Origin of the sequence: Streptomyces shaanxiensis (assembly GCF_039537145.1) — a bacterium.
Lineage (GTDB): Bacteria > Actinomycetota > Actinomycetes > Streptomycetales > Streptomycetaceae > Streptomyces > Streptomyces shaanxiensis.
The window spans coordinates 34,414-56,086 of record NZ_BAAAZY010000037.1 but is presented as its reverse complement, the minus strand read 5'-3'; the positions used below and the strand labels follow the sequence as shown (position 1 = coordinate 56,086).

The 21,673-nt window shown below is 71.1% G+C and carries 17 protein-coding genes; 7 read left to right on the top strand and 10 right to left on the bottom strand.

Annotation, left to right across the window (positions count from 1 at the left end):
• Positions 1 to 47 precede the first annotated feature (47 nt).
• Positions 48 to 707, bottom strand: a complete 660-nt coding sequence (locus ABD932_RS42955) for a chaplin (RefSeq protein ID WP_345021880.1) — start codon at positions 705 to 707, stop codon at positions 48 to 50.
• Between the two features lie 271 nt (positions 708 to 978).
• On the opposite strand from ABD932_RS42955, the gene ABD932_RS42950 reads away from it, so the two are divergent.
• Positions 979 to 2,565, top strand: a complete 1,587-nt coding sequence (locus tag ABD932_RS42950; protein ID WP_345021879.1) for an alpha/beta hydrolase — start codon at positions 979 to 981, stop codon at positions 2,563 to 2,565.
• Positions 2,566 to 2,648: 83 nt separating this feature from the next.
• Complete coding sequence (locus ABD932_RS42945) at positions 2,649 to 3,746, top strand: baeRF3 domain-containing protein (RefSeq protein WP_345021878.1); 1,098 nt, start codon at positions 2,649 to 2,651, stop codon at positions 3,744 to 3,746.
• Between the two features lie 89 nt (positions 3,747 to 3,835).
• Here ABD932_RS42945 and ABD932_RS42940 read toward each other — a convergent pair whose 3' ends face one another.
• Positions 3,836 to 4,249 carry an SsgA family sporulation/cell division regulator gene (locus ABD932_RS42940; protein WP_345021877.1) on the bottom strand — a complete coding sequence of 138 codons (414 nt, stop codon included), beginning with the start codon at positions 4,247 to 4,249 and terminating at the stop codon, positions 3,836 to 3,838.
• Between the two features lie 431 nt (positions 4,250 to 4,680).
• Here ABD932_RS42940 and ABD932_RS42935 point away from each other — a divergent pair, with 431 nt between their 5' ends.
• The gene (locus ABD932_RS42935; RefSeq protein WP_345021875.1) at positions 4,681 to 6,111 is read left to right on the top strand and encodes a PP2C family protein-serine/threonine phosphatase; all 1,431 of its coding nucleotides are present in this window, start codon (positions 4,681 to 4,683) and stop codon (positions 6,109 to 6,111) included.
• 73 nt (positions 6,112 to 6,184) lie between these two features.
• On the opposite strand, the gene ABD932_RS42930 is transcribed toward ABD932_RS42935, so the two are convergent.
• Positions 6,185 to 7,681 (bottom strand): DNA-binding protein NsdB, encoded by a 1,497-nt coding sequence (locus ABD932_RS42930; RefSeq protein ID WP_345021873.1) that lies wholly within the window; start codon positions 7,679 to 7,681, stop codon positions 6,185 to 6,187.
• A gap of 241 nt (positions 7,682 to 7,922) precedes the next feature.
• Between ABD932_RS42930 and ABD932_RS42925 the strand changes: the two genes are divergently transcribed.
• Together ABD932_RS42925 and ABD932_RS42920 are read left to right on the top strand one after the other, a co-directional pair.
• Positions 7,923 to 9,065 (top strand): aminoglycoside phosphotransferase family protein, encoded by a 1,143-nt coding sequence (locus tag ABD932_RS42925; protein WP_345021871.1) that lies wholly within the window; start codon positions 7,923 to 7,925, stop codon positions 9,063 to 9,065.
• Positions 9,066 to 9,351: 286 nt separating this feature from the next.
• A complete protein-coding gene (locus tag ABD932_RS42920; protein ID WP_345021869.1) occupies positions 9,352 to 11,319 on the top strand; it encodes an N-acetylmuramoyl-L-alanine amidase in 1,968 nt (655 codons plus the stop codon).
• A gap of 27 nt (positions 11,320 to 11,346) precedes the next feature.
• On the opposite strand, the gene ABD932_RS42915 is transcribed toward ABD932_RS42920, so the two are convergent.
• Positions 11,347 to 13,581 carry a glycoside hydrolase family 95 protein gene (locus tag ABD932_RS42915; protein WP_345021867.1) on the bottom strand — a complete coding sequence of 745 codons (2,235 nt, stop codon included), beginning with the start codon at positions 13,579 to 13,581 and terminating at the stop codon, positions 11,347 to 11,349.
• Between the two features lie 229 nt (positions 13,582 to 13,810).
• Entirely contained in the window at positions 13,811 to 14,308 is a 498-nt protein-coding gene (locus ABD932_RS42910; RefSeq protein WP_345021866.1) for a hypothetical protein, read from the bottom strand.
• Between the two features lie 167 nt (positions 14,309 to 14,475).
• On the opposite strand from ABD932_RS42910, the gene ABD932_RS42905 reads away from it, so the two are divergent.
• Positions 14,476 to 15,399 (top strand): phosphotransferase family protein, encoded by a 924-nt coding sequence (locus ABD932_RS42905; protein ID WP_345021865.1) that lies wholly within the window; start codon positions 14,476 to 14,478, stop codon positions 15,397 to 15,399.
• An 84-nt stretch (positions 15,400 to 15,483) separates the two neighbouring features.
• Here the strand turns inward: ABD932_RS42905 and ABD932_RS42900 are convergent, their stop codons facing one another.
• The 5 genes from ABD932_RS42900 to ABD932_RS42880 all read right to left on the bottom strand — a co-directional run bounded on the left by ABD932_RS42900 (position 15,484) and on the right by ABD932_RS42880 (position 19,815).
• On the bottom strand, positions 15,484 to 15,729 hold the full coding sequence (locus ABD932_RS42900) for a DUF397 domain-containing protein (RefSeq protein WP_126397947.1): 246 nt from the start codon (positions 15,727 to 15,729) through the stop codon (positions 15,484 to 15,486).
• Positions 15,730 to 15,850: 121 nt separating this feature from the next.
• Positions 15,851 to 17,017, bottom strand: coding sequence for a thiolase domain-containing protein (locus ABD932_RS42895; protein ID WP_345021863.1), 1,167 nt, complete (start codon positions 17,015 to 17,017; stop codon positions 15,851 to 15,853).
• Entirely contained in the window at positions 17,014 to 18,063 is a 1,050-nt protein-coding gene (locus ABD932_RS42890; protein ID WP_345021861.1) for a thiolase domain-containing protein, read from the bottom strand. The genes ABD932_RS42895 and ABD932_RS42890 overlap by 4 nt, the downstream gene beginning before the upstream one ends.
• On the bottom strand, positions 18,060 to 19,001 hold the full coding sequence (locus tag ABD932_RS42885; RefSeq protein WP_345021859.1) for a Zn-ribbon domain-containing OB-fold protein: 942 nt from the start codon (positions 18,999 to 19,001) through the stop codon (positions 18,060 to 18,062). The genes ABD932_RS42890 and ABD932_RS42885 overlap by 4 nt, the downstream gene beginning before the upstream one ends.
• A 13-nt stretch (positions 19,002 to 19,014) precedes the next feature.
• Positions 19,015 to 19,815 carry a crotonase/enoyl-CoA hydratase family protein gene (locus tag ABD932_RS42880; protein ID WP_345021857.1) on the bottom strand — a complete coding sequence of 267 codons (801 nt, stop codon included), beginning with the start codon at positions 19,813 to 19,815 and terminating at the stop codon, positions 19,015 to 19,017.
• 166 nt (positions 19,816 to 19,981) lie between these two features.
• On the opposite strand from ABD932_RS42880, the gene ABD932_RS42875 reads away from it, so the two are divergent.
• Positions 19,982 to 21,610, top strand: a complete 1,629-nt coding sequence (locus tag ABD932_RS42875; protein WP_345021855.1) for an acyl-CoA synthetase — start codon at positions 19,982 to 19,984, stop codon at positions 21,608 to 21,610.
• The last annotated feature ends 63 nt before the right edge of the window (positions 21,611 to 21,673 follow it).

Here is a 21,673-nt window from a genome sequence, read left to right as displayed (position 1 = left end):
TCGCCCGCCCGGTGGGGCCTCGCGTACCGCAGTCGCCAAGGGCGGTGTCAGCGCACCGCCTGTGGGCGGAAGCGGCGGTACAGGATGGCCCCGCCGAGCACGAGAACCGTGCCGCCCACGGCGGCGGCGAGGGGCTGGTCCGCTCCCGTGTGGGCGAGGGAGCCGCTGGACCCCTGCGGGACGAACGCGGGCGGTACCGCCCTCGGCCGTGGCGGGTGCGTCCTCGGCTCGGACGGCTTGGGCGCCGGCCTCGTGGTGGGGGGCGGGGTGTCGCCGGGGCCGTTCACCGACTCGTTGCCGGTCACCGCGTTGCCGACGCCGACCACGTTCACGCTGTTGCCGCTGACGTTCACCGGGAGGTGGACGGGGAGCTCCACGACGTTGCCGGACGCGATGCCCGGCGAATCCTTTCCGCTTCCTACGGCCGAGGCTCCGTCGTGCGACGTGCCGCCCGGCTTGCCGGCAGCGTCCTTGTTCGCGCAGCTGTTGCCCGCGGCGGGGTTGAGCAGTCCCACCACGTTCACGGTGTTCCCGCACACGTTCACCGGGACGTCCACCGGGAGCTGGACGGTATTGCCGGAGAGCAGCCCCGGCGAGTCGGCCGCGGCACCGTGCGCCGCGGAATCGGCATACGCCGGCATTGCCATGGCCATCGCGCCCGAGGCGGCGGCGACGGCGATCACACCGTTTCGGGTAACCCGTCTCATAGGTTCCCTGCCTTCCAGACATGGTCGCGGGCCCTCGCCCGCATCGGATAAAACGCGGGCGAACCATTCGAGTTATGGCTTATCTGCCTTTCACCCCATCGAGCGGCACGGTTGTCGAACTAGTGGCAAAAACACCCGATGGGCACGCAAGGGGCGCAGGGTACGCCCGCTCCGGCGGTCCCGCACGTCCGGAGGCGTGCGTTCCGGGGCCCGCTTATCGTGAGCGAGGACGCCGTTCCCCGGTCCGCGACGGGCGTCCCTGGAGGCATTGATGCTGGCCAAGCTGTCAACGCGGCCCATGCTGCGACGCTGCGCGGTCACCGGCGCGGTCGGACTGGTCCTGCTCGGCACGGGCCTGCCGACGGCCACGGACGGCCCCGAGCCCGACCTCACCCGCTTCTACGAGCAGAAGGTCGCCTGGGCGAAGTGCCCGGGCGAGGGACTGCCGAAGGACATGCAGTGCGGCAAGATCACCGTCCCCCTCGACTACGCCCACCCCAAGGCGGGGACCCTCGATCTGGCGCTCGCCCGCTACCGGGCCACGGGCGAGAAGCGGGGCTCGGTGCTGGTCAACTTCGGCGGGCCGGGCGGCGCGGGTGTCCCCCAGTTCGCGGCCGGCGGCAAGGAGTTCATGGAGCTGACGGACAACTACGACATCGTGACGTTCGATCCGCGCGGTGTCGGCAGGTCCTCACCGGTCAGCTGCGGGGACGGCCAGGAGGACATCGAGGTGGAGGACGACGGCACGGAGCTCGGCGGCGATCCGCAGCACGTCCTGCGGCAGTTGAAGAAGGCGGCCGACGCGTGTGCCCGGCACTCCGGACCCGTACTCCCCCACATCGGCACGGTCAACGCCTCGCGCGACATGGACGTGATGCGCCAGGCCGTCGGTGACGAGAAGCTCAACTACCTGGGCTTCTCGTACGGAACCCGGCTCGGCGCGGTGTACGCCGCCCAATTTCCCGAGAAGGTAGGCCGGTTGGTGCTCGACGGCGTGGACACGCTGACCGAACCGCTGACCGAGCAGGGCGTGGCCGGCGCCCAGGGCCAGCAGAAGGCTCTGGAGGAGTTCATCAACTGGTGTGTGAAGGACATCGCCTGTCCGTTCGGGCAGGACGCGCGCGAGGCCAGGAAGCAGGTCGTGCGCCTCGTCGACTCGCTGGACGAGAACCCGGTGCCGTCGGCGTTCGGCGAACCGTTCACCGGGCAGGACCTGGTCGGCGCCATCGGGCAGGCGCTCTACAGCGAGGAGTTGTGGCCCTCCCTGGAGCGGGCCCTCGCCTCGCTGGTGGAGGACGGCGACACGCACGCCATCGAGACGTTCGCGACGGGCGGGATGGCGCCCTGGCGGCGCGAGGAGACCGACGAGCCCGACGGCGGTCTCGTCGACGCCGAGGACGTCCCCCTCGACAACCTCTCCGCCGCCCTGACGGCGATCAACTGCGCGGACGATCCGGACCGCCCGAGCGGCGGGCAGATCGCCGGGAGTCTCGACCGGCTGCGCGCCGAGTACGAGCAGGCGTCGCCGGTCTTCGGCCCCTACCGGCTCACCGGGGTGCTGCTGTGCTACGGCCGCCCCAAGGGCACGGACTTCATCCGCGACGACGTGAAGGACGTGCACACGCCGAAGATGCTCCTCGTGGGCACGCGCGGCGATCCGGCGACGCCGTACCGCTGGACCGTGGAGACGGCGAAGCGGCTCGGCCCCTCCGCCGTGGTCCTGGACAACAAGGGCAGCGGCCACACCGGATACGCCTCCTCCAAGTGCGTGCACCGCAAGGTCGACACCTTCCTGCTGTACGGCACACTGCCCGCCGACGGCAGCTCCTGCGGGCCCGAGGACGACCGGGAATCCTGAGGGCGGCCCCGGGAACAGGGACGTTCCGGCGCACCGGATTGCCCCTAATGCCCGATCGGCGAATCGGTCCTATCGTGCTTGTTATGGAGCACGCACTCAGTCCCACGACCCTGATCGAGCTGCGGCGCCCGCGCCCCTATCCGGCCGTGTCCGTGCTGACGCCCACGCATCGCCGAGAGCCCTACCGGGCGCAGGACCAGGTCCGGCTGCGCAATGTCGTGGCCGAGGCCAAGAAGCAGCTGGAGGCCGACCCCTCGGTCACCCGCGAGCGACGGGCGGATGTCGAGCGTCAGCTCGACCAGGCACTCGCCGAGGTCGATCTGACGCACGCCGAGGACGGTCTGGTGATCTTCGCCGCCCCGGGTGAGCACCAGGTGTGGTCGCTCGCCCGCACGGTGCCCGAGCGCGTGGTGCTCTCGGACACCTTCCTGACCCGCAATCTCGTCTCCGCCGAGGCCGCCGAACGGCCGTTCTGGGTGCTGTCGGTCTCCCCCGACCGTGTCACGCTGTGGACCGGCGGCCCGGACCGCGTCACCGAGGCCCGCATCGGCGGCTTCCCGCTGACCAGGCGCGTCGAGAACTTCGACGCCGAGCGCCGGGAGCGGATCGGCGACAATCCGAGCACGTTCCGCGACGAGGGCACCCGCCACTTCCTCAAGGACGCGGACTCCGCGATGACCACGGTCCTGCGGGACAACCCGCGGCCGCTGTACGTCACCGGCGAGCAGGCCGCGCTGTCCCTGCTGGACGAGATCGGCGGCGTCGCCAAGGAGGCGGTGCACGTCCCGCACGGCGGGCTCGCGCACGGCACGCACGAGGCGGTGTGGCAGGCCATCCGGCCGGTGATCACCGCTGAGGCCCGCCGGAACACCGACTCGGTGGCGCGCGAACTCGAATCGGCCATGGGCCGCAAGGCGTTCGCGGCCGGCGTCGACGAGGTCTGGCGCAGCGCCCGTGAGGGCCGGGTACGGCTGCTGGCCGTCGAGGAGAACTACCGGGTGACGGTGCGCGGCGAGGGCGGCGACCATCTGATCCCGGCCGCGAGCGGCGAGCTCGACGCCCGCGAGGACATCGTGGACGAGATCGTCGAGCAGTGCCTGGAGACCGGTGCCGACGTCCGCTTCGTACCGGACGGCACGCTGGGCGACGCCCACGGGATCGCCGGGGTGTTGCGGTACTGACGTCGGGTCGTCGAGGAGGCACAGCGGCGGCACGCTCGCCTCCTCGACGGTTCACCTCCTCATGGGGCCGTCTCGTCCGGTCACCGCCCTCACACGCCGTCGAACAGCGCGGTCAGTCCGCGCTCCACCACCGCCCCGAGGTCCTCCTCCCCGGCCGGCACCGCCGCGTACGTGCGCAGCAGGAAGCGGTTCAGTGCGGAGGTGTCGAACTGGAGCAGCGCCATGCCGTACGGCGAGTGCAGCTCCACGACCGTGCGCTCGGGTCCGCACGGCCAGATGTGCACGTCCCCGTCCCCGGCCGGCCCGCGCAGCCCCGCCTCCAGCAGGCTGCGCGCGAAGATCCAGGTGGCACCCTGCCCATCGAGGGAGACCTCGCCCGGGAAGTCGAGGTGCACCGCCAGCGGATCCGTGGAGGCGTAGCGCAGCTTGGCGGGAACGGGGAGTTCACGCTCCTCGCCGGTGATCAGACGGGCGCGGGCGGGCTGCTCGAGGGCGATGTCCATGGGCGGTCTCCCCTGCGGGTCGGAGGTCGGACGGTTTTTGCCGCTGTGTTCTTAGGACCCCGCAGGTGCCCTTTGCATTACGCCGAAGCACACCTCATTTATGTGAGCTGCATCACTCCCAAGGGATGCATCCTCCGGACGGCCGCCGACCTCCGCGCCACTCCTGGAACACACGACCGTCGAACACTCGAATGAACGTCGTACGATCGTCTCGGATGACCGTCAAATCACGTACGCTGTCTACGACTTGACCCCGCCGGTGACGTACGGCATTCGCACGGCACGAGCCCTCCGTGAAGACTCTGGCATATGCCAGACGCACCACCGTATCGGGTGTTGCCAAATCCCTTACAGCGCGTCGCGGGCTGTGCAACAGTCGTAACGGTCCTTCCGTCAGCCTTGGTCGTACCGTCCCCGCATCGGAGTGCGTCATGCCGTCCCATCTCTCTGCGGACCGCCCCGCCGCCCAGCCGCCAGGGCGCGGCTCGGTCGACGCGCTGATATCGCAGACGCGGCGGCTCCGGGGCGACGTCGACGCCGTACGGCGGGACACACGCAGCGACGGTTCGGACCCGCAGGAGCGGTGGCAGCGGGCGCTGTGCGACCTCGCCCTGCACCAGCTCAGCGACCTCGACGAGCACCTGGCACAGCTGAGGGACGGCCCGGCACCCGCTCCCCCCGCTCCCGCGGCCCCGCCCGCCGACCGGCCGGAGCCGCCCGCCGCGCGGCGCGGCTCGCTGCTCAGCCGGGTCGGCAGCGCGGAGTGGAACCTGCTGACGGACGAGGCCAGCTGGTCCGGCGAGCTCTACCAGATCCTGGGGCGCGACCCCGCCACTGCCCCGCTCACCCTCGACGAGCTGCCGTCCCTGGTGCTCGACGAGGACCGGCCGAAACTGACGGCGATGGTCACCCACTGCCTGGTCGACGCCAAGCCCATCGACGGGGAGTTCCGCATCGTCCGGCCGGACGACGAGATCCGGACCGTGCACATGATGGGCGAGCCCGTGCTCGACTCTGACGGCAGCGCCGCCTCGATGTGGGCCGTGCTGCGGGACGTCAGCGCACTGCGCAGGAGCCAGAGCGAGGTGAGCGAGACCCGTGACTCGCTCCAGCGCCACCGGCACCACGCGCAGACCGAGCACCGGCTCGCGGTCGAGCTGCAGGAGGCCGTGCTGCCGCCGTGGCGCGGCTCCCTGCGGCTCCCGCACGGGGGGCCTGCCACACTGGACCTCGCGGCTCGCTATCTGCCGTCGTCGACGAGCGCGCTGATCGGCGGCGACTGGTACGACGCACTCGAACTGGCCGACGGCGACACGCTGTTGAGCGTCGGCGACCTCACCGGGCACGGCGTCGCCGTGACATCGGGCATGGCGACCCTGCTGGGCGCCGTACGCGGCATGGCGATGGCGGGCACCCAGCCGGGGCAACTGATGTCCTGGCTCAACCAGTTGCTCGACGCCACCGTCCAGCCGGCCCTCGGCAGCGCCGTCTGCTGCCGGTACCGGCCCGAGAGCCGCACCCTGACCTGGGCGCAGGCCGGACACCCCGCCCCGCTGCTGTTCCGCGACGGGACGGGGCGCAGGCTGAACCCACCGGACGGCGTCCTGCTCGGCGCCACCTCGGGTGCCGTCTACGCACAGGCCGAAGAGACCCTCGAGGTGGGCGACCTGCTCCTGCTGCACACGGACGGGCTGGTGCCCAGGCACAGCGGAGCGGACTCCGTGAGCCGTCTCCTCGACCTGGCCCCCCGCTTGGGCGGGGCACGCGGTGCGCAGGACTGCGTACGGCTGGTCATGGAGGAGTTCGGTGACAGTGAGCGCGAGGACGACGCCTGCGTGCTCGTGGCCAGGGTGACGTCCTGAAACGTCGTCCGAACCTCGGTGACGTCCTGAAACTTCCTAGCTCTTCCGGTGGTCGATCAGCTGCACAGTCCCCCTATGCCTGTGCGCTGTTGCCGCCGCTCGGCTTCCTCGTCTTGGGCAGCGCCAAACGGATCTCCTCCCGCAGTTCGTTGATCCTCGGATAGCTGGAGTACTCGGCGGTGAGCCGGTACATCTGACGGAGCCGGTCCCAGGTGCGGCCGGACGAGTTCGAGCCCATCGACATCAGGGCCAGACGTGCGTACCGGTCCGCCTGTTCGGGGTCGTCCGCGATGAAGCAGGCGGACGCCATGGACAGATGGTCGAAGATCTTCGACCGTTCCCGGCCGTCGATCCGCAGGGCCAGGGCCTTCTCCGCGTAGTGCTGGGCATGTGCGGCCGCGGTGGGGTCGAACTCGGCCAGCGTGCGGTAGGCCAGGGCCTGCATGCCGTACAGATCCTCGTCCTTGAAGGTCTGCATCCAGCTCGGCGGCGGTACGTCACCCCGGTCGGAGACGAAGAGGTCCTCCGCCTGTCCGAGGGTGCGGCGCATGGCCTGGCCCTTGCCCATCGACGCCTGTGCCCAGGCCTCGATGGTGTGGAACATGGCCCTGGTGCGCGGCAGCACCTGTTCGCCGGAGCCGGACTGGGCGAGTTTCATGAGGTCGAGTGCGTCGTCGGGCCGGCCGAGGTGCACCATCTGGCGAGCCGCTCGGGAGAGCGCCTCCCCGGCGCGGGGCCGGTCGCCGCCCTCTCGGGCCGCGTGGGCGGCGATGACGAAGTACTTCTGTGCCGTGGGCTCCAGGCCGACGTCGTGCGACATCCAGCCCGCGAGGACGGCGAGGTTGGCGGCGACGCCCCACAGGCGCCGCTGCAGATGTTCGGGGTGACGGTAGGCGAGCATGCCGCCCACCTCGTTGAGTTGGCCTACGACTGCCTTGCGCTGCAGCCCGCCGCCGCGGGCCGCGTCCCAGGCCCGGAACACCTCGACCGAGCGCTCCAGTTCCTCGATCTCCTGCGATCCGATGGGGGCGGCCTCGTAACGGTCGAACCCGGCGGGGTCGGCGTGCAGGGGGTCGTCGAACTGGGGGGCCTCGGCCTTGAGGGCCGGGTCTGATTGCAGCCAGTCGTGCATGGCGCTGCTGAGTGCGGATCCCGCGGCGAGCGCGGCACCCGCGCCCACCAAGCCGCGTCGGTTGAGCATGAGGTCCATTCCCGTGAATTCGGTGAGGACCGCAGCAGTCCGTTCGGGCGCCCACGGCACACCGTCGGGATGCTCCACATTCCCGCCGTCCTGCCGTTTCCCCGCACGCCCGTGCCGGACCAGACCGAGGTCCTCGATGGTCACGACACGGCCGAGACGCTCGGTGAACAGAGCTGCCAGCACCCGCGGCACCGGATCGCGCGGGATCTCTCCCATGTCGATCCACCGCCGCACCCGCGAGGTGTCGGTCGCCAGCTGCGGGTGGCCCATGGCCGCCGCCTGCCGGTTGACCAGCCTCGCGAGCTCGCCCTTGGACCAGCCGGCCAGGCCGAACAGGTCCGAAAGGCGGGTGTTGGGTTCTCCGCTCACGTCAAGCCCCCAGGTTCTCGGCTGAGTTGACAGTAGCCCGGTGAGAGTTGCCTCGGGACTATTCGCCAGGGTTCGCCAGGGTGCGCCAGATGGTGTGCCACTGGGCATCGGGTGTCAGGTAGGAACGCGCCACCCCGACCCGGTTCGCCCTGACAACTGGTGCATTCCCCAGGGTGCACCCGGGCGGCCGGATCGGGCAGCGCTTTGTCGTCGCAGGCACACGAAGGGATCTGTTTCTCCCATGTACGCAGCATCGTCCTCCGTGTCCGCCCCGCCCCGGTCGCTGCGTGCCCGCCCGGCGGGCAGCGGCCCTTACCTCGACCCCGCGCGGCCGGCGGCCGCACCCGTGCTCGGCGCGGGCCGGCCGCGGCGCGCCGCGGGGCTCGGCACCCAACCGCTCAGCGGGAGACTCGACTTGTCCGGCCCTCAGGGCGCCCAGCTGCGTACCGCGATCGCGTCGGTGCACCGGATCTGCCCGGAGTTCGCTCCGGTGCAGGTACTGCGCCGCAGCGGGCGGTCCGTGCTCCTGGTCGGCACGACCGGGCGCAGCACGGCCGTCGCCAAGTGCTTACTCGACCTCTCGCCGGCGTGGGCCGAGCGGATCCGGCACGAGATAGCGGCATACCGCTCGTTCGTCCGGCACCGCCCACCGGTGCGCGTGCCGAGACTGATCGCAGCGGATCCGGACAACTGCACACTCGTCATCGAGCGGATGCCGGGCCGGGTGGCGGCACTGCAGCGGCACCCCTTGGAGGCGCCTCCGCGTGCGGACATCAGGGCGGCGCTCGGAGCGATCTGCCGGCTCAACGCGTGGCGTCCGCCGGCGGGCACGTTCGACGCACCGCTGGACTACGCGACGCGGATCTCCCGGTACCACGAGCTGGGCATGCTCACCGACCGGGACATGGGCGATCTGCAGAAGCTGCTGCACGGCATCGCGGCGACCGCGGGCCGGCAGGGCATGGGCCAGTTCTGTCACGGCGACGCACTGCTCTCGAACATCCTGCTCTCACCGGCCGGTCCAGTGCTGGTGGACTGGGAGCACGCGGGGTGGTACCTGCCGGGCTACGACCTGGCGACGCTGTGGTCGGTGCTCGGGGACGCACCGGTGGCCCGTCGGCAGATCAGCCAGATCGCCCAGTCGGCGGGCCCGGCTTCACGGGACGCGTTCCTGGTGAACCTGATGCTCGTGCTGACCCGGGAGATCCGTACCTACGAGACGGCCGTGCAGCGTTCGATGCACGACACGACCCCGGCGGCACCGGGAGTGGCCCACCCGGGTGCTGCGCCGTCCGGCGAGGAACAGCGGCTGCTCCTGAGGCGGCTGCACGACGACTGCCAACTGGCCCGACGGGCCGTTCGCGCGGCGGTCGGCACTCGCTGACGGGGACGGTGGCCCGCGGTGCGCAAGGAACGACGGCGCACCGCGGGCCTTCGTATGTCCGCTCACGCACGGCCTCTTGAAGCACGTCACTCGGACGGCCCATCGGTGTACGCCACTGACGCCCCGCAGGCCTGGACGCCGCCGCCACGAAACTCCCGGGACCCCCGATCTCCAGGGTATTTCGCCTGCCCGGCGGCATGATTGACGGATCGTCGGACAGCCGGTACCACAGACGCACGCCCGGCACCGCACGGCTCATCGCGCCCGACCGTCCCAGGAGGCTGCTATGCGCGGATCATTCACCGCCCCCACTCGAGCAGCCGGGCACAGCCGCACCCGGTCGACCGCCGTCGCGTCGGCCGCGGTGGCGCTGCTGTTCCCGCTGCTGGGGGCGGCCCCGCCGGATGCCCCGAGCCCGTCGGACCGCCTGCAGTCGGCCTTCGCCTCCGCCGCCGCCGAGTACCACGTGCCGCAGAGCGTCCTGCTCGGTGTCTCCTACCTGCAGTCCCGCTGGGACGCGCACGGCGGGGCGCCGAGCGTGACCGGCGGCTACGGCCCGATGCACCTCACCGACGCCCGCACCGCCCTCGCCGGGGCCACGCCGCACCACAGCGAGGGCTCGGAGGACGCGCGCGGCGACAGCGCCCGCCCGCCCCTGCTCCCCGACGCCAAGCTGCCGCAGGCCTCGGAGATCCCGGCCCGCCTCAAGACCTTGCCGAGGGCGGCCGAGCTGACCGGGCTGAGCCCGCGCGCACTGCGTACGGACACGGCCGCCAATGTGGCCGGCGGCGCCGCCCTGCTCGCCGCCGCACAGAAGGAGCTGGGCGAGCCGCTGAGCTCCGATCCGGCGGACTGGTACGGCGCGGTGGCCCGCTTCTCCGGGGCCGACGACCGGGCCACGGCGACGGCGTACGCGAACGACGTGTTCGACGTCATGCGCACCGGCCAGGAGCGCGACACGGACTCGGGCCAACGGGTGGCTCTGGCCGCCCGGCCGGGCCTCGCCCCCGACACCGCACAGCTGAGGCGGGCAGGGTTGCGGACGGCGAACGCGGCGGGGACGGAGTGCCCGACGACGGTGTCCTGCGAGTGGATCCCGGCACCGTACGAGGAGTTCGGGGAGGGCGACTACGGCAACCACGACCTCGGCGACCGCCCGGCCTCCCAGGACATCGACTACATCATCATCCACGACACGGAGGGCGCCTGGGAGGGAGTCCTCCAGATGGTCCAGGACCCGGCCTATGTGTCGTGGCAGTACTCCCTGCGCTCCACCGACGGCCACATCGCCCAGCATGTGAAGGCGAAGGACGTGGCCTGGCACGCGGGCAACTGGTACGTCAACTCCAAGTCGATCGGCCTGGAGCACGAGGGCTTCCTGGCGCAGCCGGACTCCTGGTACACGGAGGCGATGTACCGGTCCTCGGCCCGCCTGGTGACGCATCTGGCCCACAAGTACGACATCCCGCTGGACCGGCAGCACATCCTCGGCCATGACAACGTGCCGGGTCCGACCGCGTCGACGGTCGGCGGCATGCACACCGACCCGGGCCCGTACTGGGACTGGCGGCACTACTTCGAGCTGCTCGGCCGCCCGTTCGTGCCCACCGCGGGCCCGGACGGCGGCATGGTGACGATCCGCCCCGACTACGCCACCAACCGGCCCGGGTACACGGGCTGCGTGTCCGCGGGCCGGCCCTGCGCGGCCCACGGTTCGAGCGCGGTGCGGCTGTACTCCGGGCCCGGCGAGTCGTACCCCCTGATCAAGGACATCGGTCTGGGCTCGACCCCGACCACCGGAGTGAACGACCTGTCCTCGCGGGTCTCGACCGGCCAGCAGTACGCGGTGGCCGGCCGGAGCGGCGACTGGACGGCGATCTGGTACCTCGGCCAGAAGGCTTGGTTCAAGAACCCCGCGAAGAACCCGACCGCGGTGCACGCGACCGGCCTCGTGGTGACGCCCAAGGACGGCGCCGCGAGCATCCCGGTGTACGGGCGCGCCTACCCGGAGGCCTCCGCGTATCCGTCGGGCGTCCCCGCCCAGAGCGTGTCGCCGCTGCCGTACACCCTGCCCGCGGGCCAGAGGTACGTGGTGGGTGACAAGGTGCCCGGCGAGTACTACTACGCCGTGAAGTTCGACGTCGCCTCGCACCAGGTCGTCGTCGGCAAGGACCTGTACTACGAGATCCAGTACGGTCACCGGGTCGGGTTCGTGCGGGCGGCTGATGTGCGGGTGGTGCCGTCGGCAGGCTGACGGCACCACCGTCGGTCCTGTGCGGCGTCAGTCCTCCCTCTCCCAGATGTACCGCCGCCCGGCGACCGCCCTGAAGGTCAGGTCCCCGTCCTTGAACAAGTCACTGCGTACGGTGAGTTGACGGGTCCGGGAGGCCTTCAGGGCGATACGGATGGCCTGTCCGTCCGCCCACTCGATGTCGAGGGTGGCGCCGCCACGGGCGCGCAGGCCCCGCACCGAGCCGGCCGGCCAGGCGGCGGGCAGGGCGGGCAGTACCTCGATGACGTCGTACTGGCTCTGCAGGAGCAGCTCGACGATCCCGGAGGTGGCACCGAAGTTGCCGTCGATCTGGAACGGCGGGTGGGTGTCCCAGAGGTTGGGCAGGGTCGAGGACTTGAGCTGCTCGCCGAGCATCTTGTGGGCGTGGTCGCCGTCGCGCAGCCGCGCCCAGAAGTTGATCTTCCAGGCCTTGGACCAGCCGGTGCCGCCGTCCCCGCGTGCGGTCAGGGAGACCTTGGCGGCCTCCGCCCACGCGCTCCCGGGCTCGATCTGCCGCCCCGGGTGGAGGGCGAACAGATGGGAGACATGCCGGTGGTCGTCGGTGGCGTCGTCCAAGTCCTCCTTCCACTCCTGGAGTTGGCCCCAGGAGCCGATCCGCAGACCGGGGTCGAGCCGGTTCAGCGCCTCTTCGACGCGGCGCCGGAAGTCGGGCGTGTCGCCGAGGATCCGGGCCGCTTCGAGGGTGTTGGTGAACAGGTCGTGGACGATCTGCTGCGACATGGCGGCACCGGCGGTGAAGTCGCCGTGCTCGGGCGAGTAGCTGGGGGTGACGACGAGGGTGCCGTCGCGCGGGTCGGTGCGCAGGTTGTCGAGCCAGAACTCGGCGGCCTCCTTCATCACGGGGTAGGCCGTGGTGCGCAGGTAGTGCGTGGAACCGCCGAACCGGTAGTGCTCGTAGAGCTGTTGGCTGAGCCAGGCCGCCGCCTCGGGGAACCAGAACGCGGTCGCCCAGTCGTGCACACCGGTGAAGCCGTACGGGTTGGTCTCGTTGTGGACGACCCAGCCGCGCGAGCCGAACATCTCCTGTGCCGTACGGCGTCCGGGCGCGCGCAGGGCCTCGACGAAGCGGTCGTACGGCTCCGTCGTCTCGGCGAGGTTCGCGGCCTCGGCGGGCCAGTAGTTCATCTGGATGTTGATGTTGGTGTGGTAGTCCGCCGACCACGGGGGCGAGGTGCTGTTGTTCCAGACGCCCTGGAGGTTGGCGGGCAGGGAGCCGGGGCGTGAGGAGGCGATGAGCAGGTAGCGGCCGTACTGGAAGTAGAGGGCTTCGAGGGCGCGGTCCGCCGGGCTCGTCCCGCCGGTGTACGACGACAGCAGCCGGTCCGTGGGAACGTCCGCGGGGAGTGACTGGCCGATGTCCAGGCCTACTCGGCCGAACAGGGCCCGGTGGTCACGGACATGCCGGTCCAGCAGGGCCTCGTAGCGGTCGCCGGCCTGCTCAACGGCACGGCTGACGGCGGCGTGCGGGTCCGGGCCTCGGTAGTCGGGGTAGGTGTCGGCGTAGTCGGTGCCCGCGGCCAGGACGAACCAGGCGCTGTCGGCCCCGGTGACGGTGAGGGTGCCGGCGGCGTCGGAGGTGACGGTGCCGCCCTGGCTGCGCACGCGGACCTGTGCCTCGAAGCGCAGTCCGTTGTCGGCGAGTGCGCCCCGCACGGTCAGGGTTCCGTCGGCCGCGGTGGCGGTGAAGTCGGCGCGGGGCGAGGTGTGGCGCAGGGTGAAGGTGACGCTGCCGGGCCGGTCGGCGTCGAGCCGGCCGACGATCACACCGTCGGGGTGGGAGGCGAAGAAGTCCCGTTGGTGGCGGACCCCTTGGTGGGTGTAGGTGACGGAGGCGACCGCGTTGTCGAGGTCGAGGTCGCGGCGGTAGTCCGCGGGGGTCGTCGTCGGTGCGCCGGGCAGGTCGAGGTGCAGGTCGCCGAAGGTCTGATGGGCGCCGTAGCCGATCCGCGGCTGGCCGAGCCGGTCGGCCACGGACTCGGGGTCGAGGGTGGTCCGCGTGTCGAGGTCGTCCTGCACGGAGGAGACGGCGCCGGGGCGGGGCCCGCGCCAGTTGCCGTGGTCGTAGCCCTGGGCGGAGCCGGGGCCGCCGGTCCAGAGGGTCTTCTCGTTGAACTGCAGCCGTTCCGAGGCGAGCGTGCCGAACACCATGGCGCCGAGCGCGCCGTTGCCGACGGGGAGGGCCTCCCGCTCCCAGTCGCCGGCCGGGGTGGCGTACCAGAGCACCGACGACCCCCTCGACACATCGGAGGAATCAGCGGCGGCAGCCTCCACGGCTCCAGCCCCCAGAGCGAGCCCTCCGGCACCTCCGGCCGCTACCTTTAAGGTCGTTCTTCGAGTGATCCCATGCGGCTCATACGACATGACCCCAGACGCTAGAGATCCGATGACTCTGCGGCAAGGGTCATGACAACACGTGCGGGACCTCGAACACCGGGGCCTCGGGCGGGACGACTCAGCCCTGCTGGAACAGCTCTGCGGGCAGCGGCTTCAGGAGGGCGTACAGATCGTCGGTGATGGGGCGGTCCCAGGCGGCGATGGTGACCAGGACGTTGTCGCTGCGGTCGAACTGCACACAGGAGATCCGGCTCTCGGAGAGCTTCAGACGCCGCACGATCAGGAGGTTGTCGCCCTGCATCACCGGCACGTCCTCGCTGCCGACGACGGTGACCTCCTCGTCGTTCTCCAGGGCCAGCAGCAGCTGCGCGACCTCGAACGGGATCTCGCCCTCGGTGACCTCGCGGGCCGGCGAACCCTCCGGGAGGTTGCCGATGATCATCGCGGGGCCGCGGCCGCCGAAGAGGTCGTAACGCAGGAAGACGCCCTGGCAGCTGCCGTCCGGGGCGGGCAGCAGCCCGGCGCCCAGATTGCCGGGCCAGTCGCCCGGGTCCATGGCCAGTACGTCGAAGTCGGGCCCGGCGGGCGTGGCGCTGCGGCGGCGGAGGAACGACATGTCGCCATGGTACGTGGCCGGACCTGCTCCGTGACGTGCGGGCAGGGGTTCGAGCGCAGCTCCCCACGCACGGGCTCGGGCCCCACGGGCTCCGCCGAGGCCGCCGGGCTCCGGGCGCCGGGAAAATCCGTTGCCCCGCGAAAGCGGGCCGTCCTACGGTCCCGATCATGCTTCCACCGGTGGAAACGGACGAGGAATGGGACGCCGTCGTCCCGGACGAAACGATCATGCGGCCCGGGGCGGAGGACCTGTGCGCCCGCCTCGGCCTGGGCGGCGCCCCACTGACCCGCTTCCCGGACGGGTCCCAGCCGGTCTACGCCGTGGGCGACGAGCACGTACTCAAGCTGTTCCCCGGAGCAGCGGCCGAGGACGGCATCGCCGAGGGCCGGGTCCTGTCCCACATCCAGGGGCTCCTGCCCGTTCCGACGCCGCGCGTGCATGACGCCGGGCCGTACGAGAACGGCTGGCATTACGTGTTGATGTCCCGGCTGCGCGGCGAGAACCTGGCCGGCGCCTGGGACCGCGTGCCGGGCGCCGACCGTGAGCGGATCGTCGCCGAGATCGGCGAGGCCCTCGCGGTGCTCCACGGCATGGATCCCGCGCCGCTCACGGACGTCCTCGGTCCCGGGGACTGGGGCGCGTTCGTGGACCGGCAGAGCGCCAGGGCGGTGGACCAGCAGCGTGGGCACGAACTGCCGGACGCCTGGCTGGAGCAGATCCCCGACTTCCTCGCGTCGGTCCCGCTGCCCCGCACGCCGCGCCCGTCCTTGCTGCACACCGAGGTCATGCTGCAGCACTTCCTGGTCGATCCCGACGGCTGGCGGCTGACCGGCCTCTTCGACTTCGAGCCGGCCATGATCGGCGACCGGGCGTACGACTTCATCGGCGTGGGCCTGTTCGTCACCCGCGGCGACCCGCACCTGCTGGCCCGCCTCACCAAGTCGTACGGCACCGCCTTCGACCCGGCCGAGCTGCTCGCGTACACGTTGCTGCACGTGTACAGCAATCTCCCTTGGTACCTACGGGAGTTGGGGGCACCGGCCGACGGTACGCTGCCGTCCCTGGCCGAGGCCTGGTTCGGCGCGGGCTGACCCGCACCACGGGCCCTTCGCCCGGGCTGCGCGCAGGCGGCCGGCGTGCGGGAGGCCGCGCGCCGGCTCACCCGCACCCGTGCGTCACGTCAGGTCGAACTCGCCCTCCCTCGCGCCCGACACGAAGGCACCCCACTCGGCGGGGGTGAAGATCAGGGAAGGGCTCTCCGGGCGGCCGCTGTTGCGCATCGCGATGAACCCCTCGACAAAGGCGATCTGGACATCCCCCACGCCACGGCTGCTCGAGTGCCAGTCGGCGTTGCTGAGGTCCAGCTCCGGCTTGTCCCAGCCCGTGAGCGGCTGCTGCTGGATGGTGGTGCTCTCGGCCACGTCCGTGCTCCTCCCGATTCGCGTCGTCCGCGGGTCAGCCTAGCGATCGGTTCCGAGTGCCGACAGGCCACGTGAGAGGGACCTTTGCGGAGGCGTCGCCACCGCCGTCCGGGGAGTCCTCTCAGGCGTCCGGGCGCGCGGAGCCCACGAGCCACATCGAGAAGAACTGGGACCCGCCGCCGTAGGCGTGCCCGAGCACTTTCCGGGCCCGCTCCACCTGGTGCTCCCCTGCCTGTCCGCGCACCTGAAGGGCGGCTTCCGCGAAGCGGATCATGCCGGAGGCCCCGATGGGGTTGGTGGACAGGACCCCGCCCGACATGTTGACCGGCAGATCGCCGTCGAGCTCGGTCACCCCGGCCTCGGTGAGCTTCCAGCCCTCGCCCTCGGCGGCGAAGCCCAGGTTCTCCAGCCACATGGGCTCGTACCAGGAGAACGGCACGTACATCTCGACGGCGTCGATGTCCCGGCGCGGGTCGACGATGCCCGCCTGCCGGTACACGTCGGCCGCGCAGTCCTTGCCCGCCTGCGGCGACACGGCGTCCTTGCCGGCGAAAAGGGTGGGCTCGCTGCGCATCGCGCCGCCGAGCATCCAGGCGGGCGGGCGGGGCGCGCGGGCGGCTCCGGCGCGGTCGGTGAGGATCATCGCGCAGGCGCCGTCGGAGGAGGGGCAGGTCTCCGAGTAGCGGATCGGGTCCCACAGCATGGGCGAGGCCTGGACCTTCTCCAGGGTGATGTCGTGCTCGTGCAGGTGCGCGTAGGGGTTCTTCAGCGCGTTGCGCCGGTCCTTGTACGCCACCAGCGAGCCGACCGTGTCGGGCGCGCCGCTACGCCGCATGTACGCGCGCACGTGCGGGGCGAAGAAGCCGCCGGCCCCGGCCAGCAGGGGCTGCTGGAAGGGGATGGGCAGGGACAGGCCCCACATGGCGTTCGACTCGGACTGCTTCTCGAAGGCCAGCGTCAGCACGGTGCCGTGCACGCGGGCGGCGACCAGGTTGGCGGCGACGAGGGCGGTGGATCCGCCGACCGAGCCGGCCGTGTGCACCCGGAGCATGGGTTTGCCCACCGCGCCGAGCGCGTCGGCGAGATACAGTTCCGGCATCATCACGCCCTCGAAGAAGTCGGGGGCCTTGCCGATGACCACGGCGTCGATGTCGGCCCACGTCAACTCGGCGTCGTCCAGGGCCCGTTGGGCTGCCTCTCGGACGAGCCCGGCGATCGAGACGTCCCGGCGCGCCGCGACGTGCTTGGTCTGGCCGATGCCTACGACGGCCACGGGCTCCTTGCTCATCGCGGATCCCCTTCGAGTACGGCGACCAGGTTCTGTTGCAGGCAGGGACCGGACGTGGCGTGCGCGAGCGCCCGGTCGGACTCGCCCCGGTGGACACGGGCGGCGGCCTCTCCGATGCGGATGAGCCCGGCGGCCATGACGGGGTTGGCGGCGAGGGCCCCGCCGGAAGGGTTGACGCGCACGCTGTCGTCGAGCTTCAGCGCCTTGCGCAGGACGACTTCCTGTGAGGTGAAGGGTGCGTGCAACTCGGCGGTGTCCACCGGCCGTTCGAAGGCTCCCGCTTTCTCGGCGGCCAGGCGGGTGGAGGGCGAGTCGGTGAGGTCACGCACGCCGAGGCTGTGCGCCTCGATGCGGTGGTCGATGCCGCGGATCCAGGCGGGCCTGGCGCACAGGTCGCGGGCCCGCTCCCCCGCCGCGAGGATCACGGCGGCGGCCCCGTCGCCGATGGGCGGGCAGTCGCCGGTACGCAGCGGTCGTACGACGTACTCACCGTGCGGCACCGAACCCCGCAGCTTAGCATGGGAGTTGGCGGTGGCGTCGTCGCGGCTGCGGGCGGCGACAGCGGCGAGCGCGGGCTCGTCCGTGTCACCGGCGTCGATCAGGGCCTGCGCCTGGAGGGCGGCCAGGGCGACGGAGTCGGGCCAGAGGGGGGCGACGTAGTACGGGTCGAGCTGGCGGGTCAGGACGTCGCGCAGGGGGCCGGGTGAGGACTTGCCGTAGGAGTAGACGAGCGCCGTGTCGGCGTCGCCCGTGAGCAGCTTGGTCCATGCCTCGTAGAGAGCCCACGCGCCGTCCATCTCGACGTGCGACTCGGAGATCGGCGGCCAGGCGCCGACACCGTCCAGGGCGAGGGTGAAGGAGAAGGCCCGGCCGGCGAGGTAGTCGCTGGAGCCGGAGCAGGTGAAGCCGATGTCGGCGGTCTTCAGGCCGGTCTGCCCGAGCACGTCGTGCAGGACGGGCATGAGCATCTCCACCTCGGAGAGCTCCTCGCTGGTGCGCCGGTGGTCGGTCTGCGCGAAGGCGACGACGGCGATCTCGCGGTTCACAGCAGCTCCCGGTAGGTGTCGTAGTCCGCGTCGGGCTCGCCCGTGGGCCGGTAGTGGTCGGGGTAGCGGGCGCCTTCGGTCCACACCGGTTCGACCCGCAGGCCCATGCGCACCTGGTCGTACGGGATGCCGCCGATACGGCCGTGCAGCGCGAGGCCGGCGCCGTCGAGGGCGATGTGGGCGTAGACGTAGGGCACCTCGATGTCGAGGTTCTTCGCCTTGATGTTGACGATGCAGAACGTCGTGACCGTGCCGCCGGGACCTACCTCGACCTGTTCCGATGTGGCGAGGCCACATGTGGGGCACGCACCCCTCGGCGGGACGTACACCTTGCGGCAGGACGGGCAGCGTTCGCCGACGTTGCGGTGTTCGGCCAGAGCGTTGATGTAGGCGGTCTGGGCGCGGCCGGGTGAGTAGGTGTAGTCGAGGCGGGCGGCGGCCACGATGCCGGTGATCGGGTCCTCGAACTCGCCACTGTGGCCCGTGGGTTCGGCAGGGCCGCCGTCGTGCGGCTCGAAGCAGGCGATGTCGGTGATGGCGCCGGTGCGTTCCTCGGCCCATCGGACGCGGACGCGCATGCCGGTGTGCACGGCGTCGGGGCCGGGGGCGTCCAGGGCGTGCAGGAGGGCGGTGTCGGCGCCGTCGAGGCGGACCAGCGCCCAGGCGAAGGGGGTGTCGAGGGGCTGGTCGCGCCGGGGGGCGTGGTTCCAGGCCCAGGTGGTGACCGTGCCCGTCGGGGCGACCTCGACCAGGTCGCGGATCTCCTCGGCGGTGACGGGGTCGTACTCGACGGGCGGGACGAGCGTACGGCCGTCGGTGGTGCGCACCCCAAGGACGACGCCTTCGCGCAGACCGGTGAGGAAGGCGCTCTGGACCGGGCCGAGGGAGCGGGTGAAGGGGAACTCGACGACCAGCGGGGCTTTCAGGACTTCCGGCACGGTGGCTCCCTCGTTAGGCGCGCTTGTAGACGGGCGTCCGCTTCTCCGCGAAGGCGCGGGCGCCTTCCTTTGCATCCGCGGTGTCGAAGATCGGCCAGCCGCGCTTGAGTTCGGCGGCGAGGCCGTCGGTCTCGGTCATCTCGGCGGTGTCGTAGACCGACGCCTTGACGGCCTCGACGGCCAGCGGCCCGCAGGCGTTGATCCGCTCGGCGATCTCCAGGGCCTTGGCCAGGGCCGTGCCGTCGGGCACCACATGCCCGATCAGGCCGATGCCGGCGGCCTCCTGAGCGCTGTACGGGCGTCCGGTGAGCAGCATCTCCAGGGCATGGGTGCGCGGGATCTGGCGCTGTAGGCGGACCGTGGAGCCGCCGATCGGGAACAGCCCGCGTTTCACCTCGAAGAGCCCGAAGGTGGCCGACTCGCCCGCGACCCGGATGTCGGTGCCCTGGAGTATCTCCGTGCCTCCGGCTACGCAGTACCCCTCGACGGCGGCGATCACCGGTTTGCGGGGGCGGTGGTGGCGCAGCATCGCCTTCCAGTGCAGGTCCGGGTCGGCCTTCAGCCGGTCCCGGTACTGCTCGCCCTCCATTCCCTTCCCGGCCAGCGCCTTGAGGTCCATCCCCGCACAGAAGGCGCCGCCCGCTCCGGTGAGCACGATCGAGCGGATCGCGTCGTCCTCGTCGGCCTCGATCCAGCCGTCATACAGACCGACGAGCATGGACAGCGAGAGCGCGTTCCTCGCTTCGGGCCTGTTGAGCGTGAGCACCAGTGTCGCGCCCTCGCGCCGCACGGTGAGGTGTTCCGTCCCACCCATCGCCCATCTCCCCTCTGAAAGAACGAGAACAGGTTGCAGTAGGCGGGGAGGCACTTCAAGGGTTTTCTGACAGACAGTCAGATTTCTTGTGCGCGGACCCTTCACACTTGTGCCGCCCTTTGCTCTGATGACCGGCAGCCGGTGGTGAGCGAGGTCAGGAGGAGCGGTGGAGTACAACCTTGCCGACCTGTTCGAGTCGGTCGTCGACGCGGTTCCCGACCGCGAGGCGCTCGTGTACATCGACCACCCGGGCACGGGCGCGGAGCGCCGGCTGACGTACGCGGAGCTGGACGCGGCCGCCAACCGGATCGGCCACCATCTGATCGACAGCGGGATACGCCCCGGTGAGCACCTCGGGCTGCATCTCTACAACGGCGTCGAGTACCTGCAGACGGTGCTGGGCTGCCTGAAGGCGCGGATCGTTCCGGTCAATGTCAACTACCGCTATGTGGAAGAGGAGTTGGTGTACCTGTACCGGGACGCCGACCTGGTGGCCCTGGTCTTCGACGCCGAGTTCACGGAGCGGGTGGCGGCGGCCCTGCCTCAGGTGGACGGGCTGCGGCAGCTGGTGCGGGTGGGCGATGTGGCTCAGGGTTCGGCGGGGGCGCCGGTCGTGCCCGCCGTTGCCTTCGCGGACGCCGAGCGCGCCGGGTCGCCCGAGCGCGGATTCCCGGCGCGGTCCGGCGACGACCAGTTCATCATCTACACGGGCGGCACCACCGGGATGCCCAAGGGCGTGATGTGGCGCCAGGAGGACCTGTTCTTCTCGGGGCTGGGCGGGGGTGCGCCGACCGGCGAGCCGGTGAAGAAGCCGGAGGAGCTCGCCGAGCGCGTCGCGGCCGGCGGCGACGGGATCACCTTCTTCCCCACCGCCCCGCTGATGCACGGGACGTCCACGCTCACCGCCTTCATCGGCTTCAACTTCGGCCAACGCGTCGTGATCCACCGCAAGTTCGCGCCGGAAGAGGTCCTGCGGACGATCGAGAAGGAGAAGGTCACCAGCGTGTCGCTGGTCGGCGACGCGATGCTGCGGCCGCTGGTCGACGCGCTCAGCGGACCGATGAAGGGCACGGACTGCTCGTCGATGTTCAGCGTGTCGTCGTCCGGCGCGATCATGTCCGACACGGTGCGCCGGCAGTTCCAGGCGCTGGTCCCGAACGTGATGTTGCTGAACAACTTCGGCTCCTCGGAGTCCGGCTTCAACGGGACGGCGACCGAGGACTCCGGCCCCGAGCGCGGCTTCCGCATCCGCGTCAACTCCCGTACCCAGGTGGTCGACCCGGCCACGCACGAGCCGGTCTCGGTGGGTGAGGTGGGCAGGGTCGCGCAGTGCGGTCATGTGCCGCTCGGCTACTACAACGACCCGGAGAAGTCGGCCGAGACCTTCTTCGAGAAGGACGGCGAGCGGTGGGTGTTGCTGGGCGACATGGCCACGGTCGACGCGGAGGGCGTCGTCACCGTGCTGGGCCGCGGCTCGCAGTGCATCAACACCGGCGGCGAGAAGGTGTACCCGGAGGAGGTCGAGCAGGCGCTCAAGTCGCATCCCGACGTGTACGACGCGTTGGTGGCCGGGGTGCCGGACGCGAAGTGGGGGCACCATGTGGCGGCCGTGGTGCAGTTGCGGGCGGGGGCCGTCCAGCCGTCCCTTGCGGACATCCAGACGCACTGCCGGTCCCACCTCGCGGGGTACAAGATCCCACGCCAACTGGTCCTCACGGACTCGATCCGGCGCTCCCCGAGCGGGAAGGCGGACTACCGGTGGGCGCGCGAGGTGGCCGCGGCTGCGGACGGGTGAATTCCGGACAGGTCCGATTGAACCTAAGGTGACGTGCGGACGTACTCGTGGTGGCAGGCTCGG